This is a genomic window from Selenomonas sp. CM52 (assembly GCF_000292955.1).
In the GTDB taxonomy this organism is placed as follows: Bacteria; Bacillota; Negativicutes; order Selenomonadales; family Selenomonadaceae; genus Selenomonas.
Genome location: NZ_ALNM01000025.1, coordinates 1 through 12,453 on the forward strand (window position 1 = coordinate 1; position 12,453 = coordinate 12,453).

16 protein-coding genes are annotated in these 12,453 nt (G+C 59.4%); all 16 read right to left on the reverse strand.

Features of this window, described 5'->3' with window-relative positions:
- A partial coding sequence (locus tag HMPREF1153_RS05820) for a peptidase U32 family protein (protein ID WP_369791799.1) occupies positions 1-303 on the reverse strand: 303 nt, incomplete at its 3' end.
- Positions 296-964: an SMC-Scp complex subunit ScpB gene (gene scpB, locus HMPREF1153_RS05825; RefSeq protein WP_009646079.1), complete on the reverse strand. Its 669-nt coding sequence runs from the start codon at positions 962-964 to the stop codon at positions 296-298. The genes scpB and HMPREF1153_RS05820, both read right to left, overlap by 8 nt.
- The gene (locus tag HMPREF1153_RS05830; protein ID WP_009646043.1) at positions 964-1,686 is read right to left on the reverse strand and encodes a segregation and condensation protein A; all 723 of its coding nucleotides are present in this window, start codon (positions 1,684-1,686) and stop codon (positions 964-966) included. Before HMPREF1153_RS05830 ends, scpB begins: the two co-directional genes overlap by 1 nt.
- Positions 1,687-1,695: 9 nt before the next feature.
- Complete coding sequence (locus HMPREF1153_RS05835) at positions 1,696-2,322, reverse strand: site-2 protease family protein (RefSeq protein WP_009646086.1); 627 nt, start codon at positions 2,320-2,322, stop codon at positions 1,696-1,698.
- Positions 2,323-2,335: 13 nt separating this feature from the next.
- Positions 2,336-2,884 carry an NUDIX domain-containing protein gene (locus HMPREF1153_RS05840; protein WP_009646017.1) on the reverse strand — a complete coding sequence of 183 codons (549 nt, stop codon included), beginning with the start codon at positions 2,882-2,884 and terminating at the stop codon, positions 2,336-2,338.
- Between the two features lie 10 nt (positions 2,885-2,894).
- On the reverse strand, positions 2,895-4,610 hold the full coding sequence (gene recN, locus HMPREF1153_RS05845) for a DNA repair protein RecN (protein WP_009646019.1): 1,716 nt from the start codon (positions 4,608-4,610) through the stop codon (positions 2,895-2,897).
- A 10-nt stretch (positions 4,611-4,620) separates the two neighbouring features.
- Positions 4,621-5,076, reverse strand: coding sequence for an arginine repressor (argR, locus tag HMPREF1153_RS05850; protein ID WP_009646025.1), 456 nt, complete (start codon positions 5,074-5,076; stop codon positions 4,621-4,623).
- Between the two features lie 35 nt (positions 5,077-5,111).
- Complete coding sequence (locus HMPREF1153_RS05855; protein WP_009646014.1) at positions 5,112-5,963, reverse strand: NAD(+)/NADH kinase; 852 nt, start codon at positions 5,961-5,963, stop codon at positions 5,112-5,114.
- 11 nt (positions 5,964-5,974) lie between these two features.
- Positions 5,975-6,790 (reverse strand): TlyA family RNA methyltransferase, encoded by an 816-nt coding sequence (locus HMPREF1153_RS05860; RefSeq protein ID WP_009646033.1) that lies wholly within the window; start codon positions 6,788-6,790, stop codon positions 5,975-5,977.
- The gene (gene dxs, locus HMPREF1153_RS05865; protein ID WP_009646016.1) at positions 6,771-8,669 is read right to left on the reverse strand and encodes a 1-deoxy-D-xylulose-5-phosphate synthase; all 1,899 of its coding nucleotides are present in this window, start codon (positions 8,667-8,669) and stop codon (positions 6,771-6,773) included. Before dxs ends, HMPREF1153_RS05860 begins: the two co-directional genes overlap by 20 nt.
- Before the next feature lie 11 nt (positions 8,670-8,680).
- A complete protein-coding gene (locus HMPREF1153_RS05870) occupies positions 8,681-9,568 on the reverse strand; it encodes a polyprenyl synthetase family protein (RefSeq protein WP_009646036.1) in 888 nt (295 codons plus the stop codon).
- Entirely contained in the window at positions 9,552-9,803 is a 252-nt protein-coding gene (gene xseB / locus HMPREF1153_RS05875; RefSeq protein WP_009646097.1) for an exodeoxyribonuclease VII small subunit, read from the reverse strand. The genes HMPREF1153_RS05870 and xseB overlap by 17 nt, the downstream gene beginning before the upstream one ends.
- Positions 9,803-11,005 (reverse strand): exodeoxyribonuclease VII large subunit, encoded by a 1,203-nt coding sequence (gene xseA, locus HMPREF1153_RS05880; RefSeq protein WP_009646091.1) that lies wholly within the window; start codon positions 11,003-11,005, stop codon positions 9,803-9,805. Before xseA ends, xseB begins: the two co-directional genes overlap by 1 nt.
- Positions 11,006-11,072: 67 nt before the next feature.
- The gene (gene nusB, locus HMPREF1153_RS05885) at positions 11,073-11,495 is read right to left on the reverse strand and encodes a transcription antitermination factor NusB (protein ID WP_037370031.1); all 423 of its coding nucleotides are present in this window, start codon (positions 11,493-11,495) and stop codon (positions 11,073-11,075) included.
- Positions 11,496-11,561: 66 nt separating this feature from the next.
- Positions 11,562-11,849, reverse strand: coding sequence for a DUF2273 domain-containing protein (locus tag HMPREF1153_RS05890; RefSeq protein WP_009646082.1), 288 nt, complete (start codon positions 11,847-11,849; stop codon positions 11,562-11,564).
- A gap of 14 nt (positions 11,850-11,863) precedes the next feature.
- On the reverse strand, positions 11,864-12,442 hold the full coding sequence (gene amaP / locus HMPREF1153_RS05895) for an alkaline shock response membrane anchor protein AmaP (RefSeq protein ID WP_009646059.1): 579 nt from the start codon (positions 12,440-12,442) through the stop codon (positions 11,864-11,866).
- Positions 12,443-12,453: the final 11 nt, after the last annotated feature.

Here is a 12,453-nt window from a genome sequence, read left to right on the forward strand (position 1 = left end):
GAGCCGATAAACGCCGAGATCCTGCACGAGCGCGGCGTCCGCCCCTGCCTCATAGAGGAAGCGCAGGTAGCGGGAGAGTGCCGCCATCTCCTCATCGCGTACGATGGTGTTGACCGTCACATGCACGCGCACATCACGGCTGTGGGCGAAGGCGATCGCCTCGCGCAGTCCATCTTCGTCAAAGTTATCCGCATAGGCGCGTGCGCCGAACATATTGCCTGCCAGATAGACGGCGTCAGCGCCGCTTTCCACAGCGGCCGTCAACGCCTCCCTGCTCCCTGCCGGAGCCAATAATTCAATCAATGTTTTCCTCCGTATGCAAGGCGTCGTCAATCTCCTCAGCACGTTCTGCACCATCTTCTGTCAGCGCTTCCGACGATTCTTCCTCCTCGGTCTGAGCATCCCCATCGGCGGCGAGCAGCTCAAGCTGCACGTCTCCTTCTTCCGCCACCTCTTCCAAGGCCGGCAAAGCAGGCAGGTCGCTCAGTGCATTGAGTCCGAAGCACTTGAGAAAGACGTCCGTCGTACCGTAGAGGATCGGCCGCCCTAGAACAGGCTTCCTGCCTACTTCTTCGATCAGCTCCATCTCCAGGAGTTTCTGCAGCGCTCGCTCGACGCGCACACCGCGGATGTGCTCAATTTCCTGTTTCGTGATCGGCTGCTTGAAGGCGACGATCGAGAGCGTCTCCAAGGTCGGCGTCGTGAGTTTTCTGTCCTGCACCTCTGCAAGCTTCTGCACATAGGCATGACACTCGGGGCGCGTGACAAGCTGAAAGCCTCCCGCGACACGATGCAGCATGAGGCCGCTCCCGCGTTCCTCCAACGTCTTCGCATAAAGCGTCAAAAGCTCGGCTAGGCTCTCCTCGTCAACCTGCAGGATCTCCTTGAGCTGCATTGCCGTCACTGGCTCGCCGCGCACAAAAAGCAGCGCCTCCAAAGGCGCCTGCATTTCTTCCATAAACATCAGTGATCACTCGTCCTTAGGCAAACAAGAATATCGCCAAAAAGATCGCCCTGGCGAATCACGACGGAATGGAGCTTGATCAGCTCCAACAGCGCAAGAAAAGAAACGATGAGTTCCGCACGCGTGCCCGACGGGAATGCGGCGGCAAACGGCATCTGCCCTCCCTCGCGGTCGAGGAGCACGAGGATGTCCTCCATCTTTCCCTGTATGCTGTAGGCGTCGGGCGCTACGAGTGCCTTCGGGATCGTGATCTCCTCGCGCACCTCCATGGCGATGCGAAAGGCGTCGACGAGCAGGGCGACGGACATTTCCTCAGGCGGCAAACGGCGCACGGGAAGCGGCAGCGGCTTTCGCGCAAACACCCTCTCCTGCAGCGCGGCAAGACCGTCGAGTTCCACGCTGACGCGGCGGAAGCGGCGATACTCCAAGATGCGCTCCACAAGTTCCCTGCGCGGATCTTCCTCTTCTTCCTCCTCCTTTTCTTTCGGCGGCTTCGGCAGCATCATGCGCGACTTGATCTGCAGGAGCGTCGCCGCCATGACGATGAATTCGCTCGCAACCTCGATATCGAATTCCTGCATCTCTGCAAGGTAGTTCATATACTGTTCGGTCAGAACCGCCATCGGGATATCGTAGATGTCGATCTTATTCTTCTCGATGAGATGCATGAGGAGATCCATCGGCCCTTCAAAAGCATTGAGCCGTACCGTATACTTGTCCATGAGAGCGAATCAGATGAGCAGACCGACGACCGCCGCGAGCGTGGAGTAGATCGCCCAGGAGACAGCGCCCAAGAGGCGCGCGAACGGCCCGACCATGATCAGCAGGATGAGAATAATGAACGTGTAGCGTTCCAGACGCATGAGTTCATACGCCCAGCGCCCCGGCAAGAATGCCATGAGTACGCGCGAACCGTCAAGGGGCGGCAGCGGTATCATATTGAACACAGCGAAGTTGACGTTGATCAGCGCGAGAAGCTGCATGACCGTATAAAAGCCCTGCGATACAGGCAGACCGAGGCGCGCGTAGACAGCAAAAAAAAGCATGGCCAGAAATGCTATGACAAGGTTGGATGCCGGCCCTGCCAGAGCCACGAGGACTTCGCCCTTGCGCATGTCGCGAAAATTCCTCGGATTTATCATCACGGGCTTCGCCCAGCCGAAATGAACGAGGAACAGCGTCAGAAGCCCGATGGGATCGATGTGCGCCTTGGGATTGAGCGTGAGTCTGCCCATGAGGCGCGGCGTCATGTCGCCCATGGCAACGGCGACGCGTGCGTGGGAATACTCGTGCACGACCATGGCAATCAAAATTCCCGGGATACCCGCGATGAACCACATCAAATCAGAACCAAACATATTCCGCCTCCCATCAGTGTTTCGCTTTGCCGAGCGCCGTCATGAGAATTGCTGTCACGGACTTCGCATCGAAGATCTCGCCGGCTTTGACGCGCTCTACGGCCTCTTCGAGCGGCATCTTGACGACGTGGATAAACTCATCGTCGTCCGTATGCTGCTCGCCCGCCTGCAAATCGTGCGCGGCGTAGATATGGATATACTCATTGGAAAACCCGACGGTCGTGCCGATCGTCGTGAGCTTTGCCCAATGCTTTGCCGTGTATCCCGTCTCCTCCGAAAGTTCGCGCACGGCGCACGCGAGCGGATCTTCCTTCGGAGAGTCGAGCTTGCCCGCTGGGATCTCAAGCGTGACGCGGTCGACGGGATAGCGGTACTGACGCACGAGCAGCACCGTACCGTCCTCGAACACGGGCAGGACGGCGGAAGCGCCGGGATGCCTGACCCACTCGCGCACGGCTTCCCTACCGTTCGGCAACGTCACCGTATCGCGCCGAACATGGAGCAGGACGCCGTCGTAGATGTTTTCACTCCGGAGCTTTTTCTCCAACAAATCTTCGTACATATTTTCCCCTTTATTTCGAGAAACTGCGGCTGATTTCAGCGCGTTTAATTCTAGCATTATCCACCATTTCCCGCGCATTGTCAAGCGCAGCCGCCGTGATGTCGCTGCCCGACGCCATGCGTGCGATCTCGTTGATGCGCTCGCCCTCGGCGAGGAGCTGCACTTCCGTCAGCGTGCGCCCCTCCTGCGTCTCCTTGTGGATGTAAAGATGCGCGTCCGCCATGCAGGCGATCTGCGGCAGATGCGTGATGCAGAGGACTTGCCTGTGCAAAGCGACCATGGCGATGCGTTCGGCGACCATGCGCGCCGTCTTGCCGCCGATGCCCGTGTCGATCTCGTCGAAGACCATGCTCGGCGGCGAATCATCATTCGCGGCCGAAACAGCCTTGACGGCGAGAGCCACGCGCGAAAGCTCGCCACCCGAGGCGACGTCCTGCAGCGGCTGCTCCTTCTCACCCGCATTCGCCGAAAAGAGCATGACGATGTCGTCCGCTCCCGTTGCACTGTAGTCTGCTGCACGGAGCGCGATGGAAAAGTGCGCCTTCTCCATGCCGAGAGCCTTGATCTGCTCGCCGACGTGCGCGGAGAGCGCCTTGGCAGCGGCAGAGCGCAGTTTCGTAAGCTTCTGCGCCTCCTCTTGCAGCGTATCCGCCGCTTTCCTCAGTGCAGCCTTCAGGTCTTCCAAATCGACATCGTAGTTCTCGATGCGCTGCAGTTCCGCCTTGACCTTCGCCAGATGGGCGAGCACGTCCGTCGTTGTCGCACCATACTTGCGGCACAATTTGTCGATGACGCTCATGCGGCTTTCCAACGAGTCGAGCCGATGCTGGTCGAATTCCATGTCCGAGCCGTAGTCGCGAATCTCATACGACGCTTCCTGCAAGTCGCAATAGGCGTTCTCCACCATCTTGCAGGCATTGTCCAACTCATTGCCGAAGCGCGAGAGTGATTCGAGGTTCTTCTTGACCTTGCTCAGAGCCGCGAGGACGTTCAGCGCCTTGCCTCCCACATCGCCGTTCAAGAGCGCGTAGGATTCTTCGACGAAGCCTGAGATCTTTTCGGCGTTCGAGAGCTTCTTGATCTCCGCCTCGATGCGCTCGTCCTCGCCCTCCTTCAAATCGGCCTCCTCGATTTCCTTTTCCTGCCAATGCAGGAGATCGAGGCGTTCCGTCGTGTTCTTCGCTTCCTCCTCCTTCGCCCTGAGCTGCTTCTTGCAGTCGTTCCAAGCGGCGAAGCTTTTCTGATAGACATCGCGCTGCTTTTCAATGGCGGCATCCGAAGTGTCGAGGAGGAGAAGCTGGTTTTCGGGGCGCAGCAGCGCAAGATTGTCGTGCTGCCCGTGGATGTCGACGAGATAGGCGCCAAGCTCTTTTAGCAGCGCGAGCGTCACACGGCAGCCGTTCAGGAGGACGGAATTCTTCCCCTTGTGCGAGACTTGGCGCGTGATGATGAGCTCGTCATCCTCCACAGGAATCGCCTGCTCCTCAAGGAGACTCTTCAATGCAGTCTGCGCTTCCAGATCGAAAACCGCCTCGACGCGCAGCCATTCGCAGCCGCTTCGTATGGCGGTCGCCGCGAGACGCTTGCCCAGCACCGCGCCCAAGGCGTCGATGAGGATGGACTTGCCCGCGCCCGTCTCACCCGTCAGGATGTTCAGCCCCGCACCAAATTCGATTTTCACATGCTCCAAAAGGGCAAAATTCCAAACCGTCAATGTCTTTAACATGATGTTCCTCTCACTGAGCGAAGAATTTCTCCATGCGCCGCACGACCTCGGGCGCCGCCTCCCGAGGCTTGACGACGACGAGGATGCTGTCGTCGCCCGCCACCGTGCCGACGATCTCCTGCCAAGGCGTATGATCGAGGACGGCGGCGACGGCATTGGCAGCGCCGGGCAGCGTCTTGACGACGATGATGTTCTCACTGTAATCGAGAGAAACAACGGAATCGTAAAAGAGGCGTGCCATGCGCTCCTTGGATAGCACGGCTCCCTTTTCTTTCGGCAGCGCATAGCGATAGCGGCCATTCCCCGCCGGCACCTTGACGAGCATCATCGTCTTGATGTCACGCGACACGGTCGCCTGCGTCACGTCGATCTGACGCGCACGCAGCGCCGCTGCCAATTCCTCCTGCGTTTCGATGGCAGTGTTTTCGATGATTTCACGAATGACCGCGTGACGCTTGACCTTCATGCTCTTCCCCCGTTCTCTCGAAAGCGCGCTTTCCCTCAGGCATTGTCCAGAAGTTTTTCCTTCATCGTGCGGTAATAATCTTTGTCGCCGAATTTCACAATGCGTGCGGGATTTTTCGCCTTGCGCACGATCACCTCATCCTCATCGGCAATCTGAAACGACTTCTGTCCATCGAAGGTAACGAAAATATCGGAATGTCCAGCCTTGATGCGCATGCGCACCGTATCGTCCTCGGAAATCACCATAGAACGGATGTCGAAGGTATGCGGGCAAATCGGCGTGAGGACAAGCGCCTTGACGTGTGGATTGACGATCGGCCCGCCCGCCGAAAGGGAATACGCCGTCGAGCCTGTCGCTGTAGAGACGATCAGTCCGTCCGCCTTGTAGTTCGCGATGCGCGTATCGTTGATGGAAAGTCCGAAGCGCAGCATACGCGCAAGCCCGCCCTTCGTCACCACGATGTCGTTGACCGCGCTTCCCTTGTAGCTTTTCTTGCCATGATGGACGACGTAGCCCGAGAGCATGAGCCTTTCCTCGATGTGGTACTCCTTATCGAGGATCTTCTGCAGCTTCGTCTCTATCTCATCCAGTTCGATATCGATGAGGAAGCCGACCGTGCCGAAGTTGATGCCGCAGACGGGAACGGTCTGCTCGTAGACGCGGCGGCAAACATTCAGAAGCGTGCCGTCACCGCCGATGCTCAGCGCCATGTCAATCGGATGCCGGTTGATGTTCTCGATGCCGTACTCCTCGTGCCCTAAGAGTCTCGCCTCCTTCGCTGGAAGCAGCACGCACACCCTCTTATCGGCAAAGAAAGCAAGCACGCGATCGAGGATCGCACGAATATTCGCCTTCGTCACATTGGGAAAAACCGCTATGGTAAACATCAAATCCCTGCCTACTTGTCCAATTCCGTATGCGCCTCTGCTACGACGGCGACGATTTCCTCTTGTGAAACACCCGATGCGGCAGACTCTTCTCCTGTGCAAACGAGGTGCATAAGGTACTCGATATTGCCCTCCGGCCCCTTGACAGGAGAATAAGAGAGCGCTCGGATGCAAAATCCCGCTTCCTGCGCGGCACGAAAGACGTCCCGGATTACGATCTCATGCACATGCGGATCGCGCACGACACCCTTCTTGCCGACATTTTCGCGTCCCGCCTCGAACTGCGGCTTGATCAGAGCCGCGACTTCGCCCTGCGGTTTCAGCAAGGAGCGCACTGCCGGCAGCACCTTCGCGAGCGATATGAAGGCAACATCGATGGATGCGAAGTCGACGAGCTCACCGAGCGCCTCTGGCGTCACATGGCGGATGTTCGTGCGCTCCATGTTCTTCACGCGTGCGTCCGTGCGAAGTTTCCACGCGAGCTGACCGTAACCGACGTCGATGGCGTAGACCTTCGCCGCGCCGTTCTGCAGGGCGCAGTCCGTAAAGCCGCCCGTCGATGCGCCGATGTCCGCCATCGTCTTTCCCGCAAGCGAAATGGAAAAGGCTCTGAGAGCCTTTTCCAGCTTCAACCCGCCGCGGCTCACATAGGGCATCTCCTCGCCTAAAAGGCGAAGCTCAGCCTCAGGTTTCACGCCCGTCCCCGCCTTTTCGACCTTCTTGCCGTCGACGAGCACCCTGCCTTCCATGATCATCGTGCGCGCGCGCTCGCGGCTCGCGGCAAGGCCGCGCTCGACGAGCAGAACGTCAAGCCGCTCCTTCGCCATCGCGTGCTCCCTTCCATACCGTGAGGATGCTTCTTGCCATCTGCTCAGGCTGGAGCCCTGCCATTTCCAGAAGCTCCTGCGGCTTGCCCTGCTCGATGAATGCATCTCCAATGCCAAAGCGCACGACGGGCACGAGAAGACCTGCATCCGCCAAGGCTTCGAGCACGGCGCTGCCGAAGCCGCCGGCGAGCGCATTCTCTTCCATCGTCACGAGCATTTTCTTCTCGTGCGCCATGCGATGCAGCAATTCTTCGTCCAATGGCTTTACGGTGCGCATGTTGACGACGGCGGCAGAAAGCCCCTCCTCTTTCAGAAGCTTCGCCGTCTTTTGCGCCGCATCGACCATGCTGCCGACAGCGAGGAGTGCGATTTCTCCCTCCTCCTCCAAGACTTCCGCCGCAAGACTCTCCAACGGAGTGAACGGTTCTTCCAACGCCGTGCCGAGCCCCTCGCCGCGCGGGTAGCGCAGAGCTACCGGGCCTTCTAGGGAAAGCGCCGTCTTGAGCATGCGTCCAAGCTCGTTCTCATCCTTGGGCGCGAGCACCTTCATGTTCGGCAGGTGGCGCAGATACGAGTAGTCGAAGACGCCGTGATGCGTCGCGCCGTCCTCTCCGACGAAGCCTGCGCGGTCAAGCGCGAAGACGACGTGCAGGTTCTGCAGACAGACGTCGTGCAAGATCTGGTCGTAGGCACGCTGGGCAAACGTCGAATAGAGCGCGAGCACGGGCTTCCTGCCCGCCGCTGCAAGGCCTGCAGCAAACGTCGTCGCATGCTGCTCAGCAATGCCCACATCGAAGAAGCGCGTCGGGTACTTCTCGCCAAAAGCGCGCAGACCCGTGCCGTCGGGCATCGCCGCCGTGATGGCGACGACATCTGCATCCTCTTCGGCGGCTTCCAGCAAAGCCTTGCCGAAGACACTCGTGTACGTCGGCTTCGCGCCCGCCTTCTTCAGCGTCGTGCCGTCGGCGACGTCGAATCTGCCGATGCCGTGGAACTTGTCCGGCGCCTTCTCTGCCGGCGCATATCCCTTGCCCTTGCACGTCTCCACGTGAATGAGCAGGGGGCCCTTTAGCTGTTTCGCCTGCTCGAACACATCGAGCAGAAGGGCGATGTTGTGCCCGTCCAAGGGGCCGATGTAGTGAAAACCCATGTCGGTGAAGAGGCCGCCCGGCACGAGCGCCGAACGCACGCCGTCCTTGATGTGCTCGGCCGTCCGGTAGACGCGCTCGCCGATGTGCGGGATGCTCTTGAGAAAGTTCTTGATGTCCTGTTTCGCACGGTGGTAGCCCGGTGCAACGCGGAAGCGCGACAGATACTCGGACATCGCGCCGACGTTCGGCGCGATGGACATGCCGTTGTCGTTCAGAATCACGATGATGTCCTTGCCCAGTGTCCCCGCATTGTTCAGTCCCTCGAACGCTTCGCCTCCCGTCAATGCGCCGTCGCCGATGACGGCGGCGATGCGGTAATGCTCGCCCGCGATGTCACGCGCCGCCGCCATGCCGAGGGCGGCCGAAATCGACGTGCTCGAATGACCTGTGCCGAAAGCGTCGTAGACGGACTCCTCGCGCTTGGGGAAGCCCGTGATGCCGCCTTTCTGGCGAAGACCGGCGAATGCCTCGCGCCTGCCCGTCAGGATCTTGTGCGCATACGCCTGATGACCGACGTCCCAGACGATCTTGTCCTCCGGACAGTCAAACGCCCTGTGCAGGGCGAGCGTAAGCTCCACCGTGCCAAGGCTCGGGGCGAGATGACCGCCCGTTTTGGAAACTGTGTCGATGATATAGCGGCGCAGTTCTCTCGCCAGCTGCGAAAGCTCATCGAGCGTGCAGCTTTTCAGCGCGTGCGGTTCGTTTATGCGTTCCAACAGCTGTCCCATATCCATCCGCCTCACTTTTTCCGTCTGAGCAGAAACAGCGCCAAATCCCGCAGGAAGGCGGCGCGTTCGCCAAAGATGTCGAGTGCCGCCACGGCCTCATTTACTGCATCCTCAGCCAATTTCTTCGCCTCTTCCAGGGAGGTCAGCGTCACATACGTCGCCTTCTCGTTGCGAACGTCACTGCCCACAGGCTTGCCGATCGCCGCCTCGTCTCCCGTGACGTCGAGGATGTCATCCGTGATCTGAAAGGCCAGCCCAAAGCGCTCAGCATAAAGCGTCAGCGCGGCAAGTTCCTCCTCCTTCGCGCCCGCCAGAATCGCGCCCGAGCGTATGGCGGCGCAAAACAGTGCGCCCGTCTTGCCCATGTGAATCTTTCGAAGGGCTGCCAGATCGAGACGCCTGCCCTCGCCCTCAAGGTCGAGAACCTGTCCGCCGACCATGCCGTAAGGGCCGGCCGCGCGGCTCATCTCGGAGACGACGGTGACGAGGGTTTCAGGGGCAGCGCCCTCTTGGCGCAGCATGACCTCGAAGGCGAGCGTCAACAGAGCGTCGCCCGCGAGCACCGCGATTCCATCGCCAAAAACCTTGTGGTTCGTGGGCTTGCCGCGTCGATAGTCGTCGTTGTCCATCGCGGGCAGATCGTCGTGAATCAAGGAATACGTATGAATCATCTCAATGGCGCATCCCGTCGTCAAGAAGGCCGCGCCATCCTTGCCGACGGCATCTGCCGCCGCCATCAGGAGCACGGGGCGCAGGCGTTTGCCGCCCGCCATGAGGCTGTATTCCATCGCCTTTTCCAGCGTCTCATCATACGCGGGCACTTTCTTCAGCTCGCGCAGAAGCCCCTCTTCCACCAAGTCGGCACGCTTTTTCCATTCCGCCTTAAAATTCACGTGCATCCCCCTCAATCTCCAAGCGAAACTCCTCGACTGCGCCGCCCTTTTCCTTGAGCACGACATCCATCGCCTTTTCCGCATGATCGAGCGAAGTCATGCAGAACTTCGCAAGCTCCACGCCCTTCGCATAATTGTCCATGAGCTGTTCCAAGCTCAAATCGCCGTTTTCCATCGCCTGCACGAGTTCTTCCAGCTCCGCGAGCGCTTGCTCAAAGGACGGCGTCTTCTTTCTCGGCATCATAAACCTCCTTCTCGCAAACCTCCGACGACGGCGTCAAAGCTGCCGTCGGCAAGGCGCACGAGGATTCCATCTCCAGCGGCAAGCTCCTTTACACTGCGCACCGCCGTGCCCGCCTTCTCCACAACGCTGTAGCCGCGCCGTATGACGTGCAGCGGATTGAGCATTTCGAGCTTTTCCGCTGCGACCTGAAAGGCGTGCTGCTTTTCCAGCAGGGCGCGGCGCATCCCGTGGTCGAGCGCTTCTGCTGCCATGTCGAGCCTTTGACGACGCTCGGCTAGGAGCACCTGCGGCGGACGCTTCAGGAAGAAGCCGCCCAGACGCTCCACGCGCTCACGCTCGTAGTAAAGACGGCTCTTCACCGCCTTTTGGAGACGCATCTCGCATTCGCCAATGCGTCGAATGAGCGCCGCTGTCTCGGGCACGGCGAGTTCCGCCGCCTGTGACGGCGTCGCCGCACGCACATCACTCGCATAGTCGGAAAGAGTCGTATCCGTCTCATGACCGACGGCAGAAATGACGGGAATCACGGAGTCATAGATCGCACGCACGACAGGCTCCTCATTGAAAGCCCACAAATCTTCCGCCGATCCGCCGCCTCTGCCGACGATCAAAAGGTCGACGGGGTACTTCTCATTGAAGAAGCGGATGGCGGCAGCAATCTCAGCCGCCGCGCCCTCGCCCTGCACGAGCGTCGGATAAAGAACCAAGCGAACATTCGCATCACGCCGTTTGGAAACGCGGTAAATGTCGCGCAGCACTGCGCCCGAAAGGGACGTCACGATACCGATCGTGCGAGGAAACGGCGGCAGAGGCTTCTTGTGCTCCTCATTGAAAAGCCCCTCGGCGGCAAGACGAGCCTTCAGCTGCTCGAAGGCGACGCTCAGTTCGCCCGCCCCCACGGGCAGAAGGCGCTCGACATAGAGCTGATAGGCGCCGTCGCGCTCGTAGACGGAAACCTCGCCCGTGGCGACGACTTTCATGCCGTTTTCCGGCTGAAAACGCAGCAGCCGCGCACGGCTCTTGAACATTACGCCCTTCAGAGACGCCGTCTCATCCTTCAGCGTGAAATAGCAATGTCCCGAAGCGTACATCTTGTAATTGGACAGCTCGCCCTCGACAGAAACATTGCGCAGCAATCCTTCCGACTGGAACATGCTCTTGATGTACTGCGTGAGCGCAGATACGCTGTGAACCGTCAACCCGCCGCCTCCTTCCGAAGTCGTCATAAGGAAAGGGGCTGTCGCGCAAAAGGCAACAGCCCGAGGATCACCGTACCAGTCCGCCCAAGATCCCGTTGACGTAGCGACTGGAATCATCCGTGCCAAATTTCTTCGCCAGCTCGACCGCTTCGTTGATGGCGATGCCGACATCTACCTTCTCCGCACCGTACTTCATCTCGTAGAGCGCGATGCGGACGATGTTGCGGTCGACGCCTGTCATGCGGTCGAGCTTCCAATCGTGCGTGGACGCGGCGATCTCCTCATCGATGGCGGCGAGATGCTCGCGCGTACCGCGCACGAGGGAAGCTGCATAGCTATAATCCCGCTTCGTCTCAACGGGCATTTCCTCAACCGCCGCATCGAGCGCCCACATCTGGCACGCCTCTTCGGAAGCCGCCTCCGACGGCGGATTGAGCTCCAGTTGGAACAACGTCTGAAGCGCCGCCTCGCGCGCCTGTCTACGACTCATAAAACAAAACCTTTTCCTTTCCTGTCGCTCAAAAGACAAAGCAACGAGCTGCTTCCGCATCCAGTCTCATTCCCTGAAGCGATGCCGCCGATAACGCTGTCGATAGGGAAACATCTCATCAAAAAAATCCTCCACATCGCGCAGACGAATATCATGATCGATGCGAACGCCAACGAGCAGCCCGACAAGGCAGCAGAAGAGCACGAAGAACGTCTGCCAGAAGCCGAAGATAAGTACAGCGAGACCAAAAAGCGCCCCGAAAAACACGCCGCCGATCTTGCCGCGATGCGGCAGGAGCGTAGGCGCGTGCGCTTCAAAAAAAGCCTTGAACGGGCATGTCTTTTCCTCACCCATCTGCCTTCCTCCTGTCAAACGACGCGCTTCTTCTTCGTCAGCGGCGCATTGGAAATATCTTCAACGACAATGTCCAGCGAAAACTCATCGACGCCCATCGTTTCCTGCATAGCGCGGCGAACCTCCGTGCGAATATCGTCGGAAACAGCGGCGGCATTCGCCTCCTTGCCTATGACGATAGCGAGGCGAAGGGAGAGCTGTGCCCCGTCCTTCGCGGCCTTCTTCGCGACGGAAACCTTCACCTGGAGACTCCGGACGCCCGGAACGGTCTGCACTGTCTGCTCCACGAGATTGTGGACGGCGCCGAGCGAGACGCCGACATCGCCCGCCTTGCCATGGAGCACGAGGAATTCGCCGCCCTCCCGTTTATCTGAGCCACCCGAAAAGCTGCAGCCGATCAGATGTATGCTTAGAAGAAATACAAGGACGCCTCCCGCAACCAGCTGCCATTGCTGCGCTCCCATCAGGTAGCGGTACTCGTTGAGCAAGATCGGTTCGGGCACGATCTGCAAGGCAAGAGCCACGATTCCCAGCGAAAGGCACGCGACGGCGAGTGCGTAAAGGAACAAAAGAAAGCGGTTGATGATCCCCATGAACTTTCCTC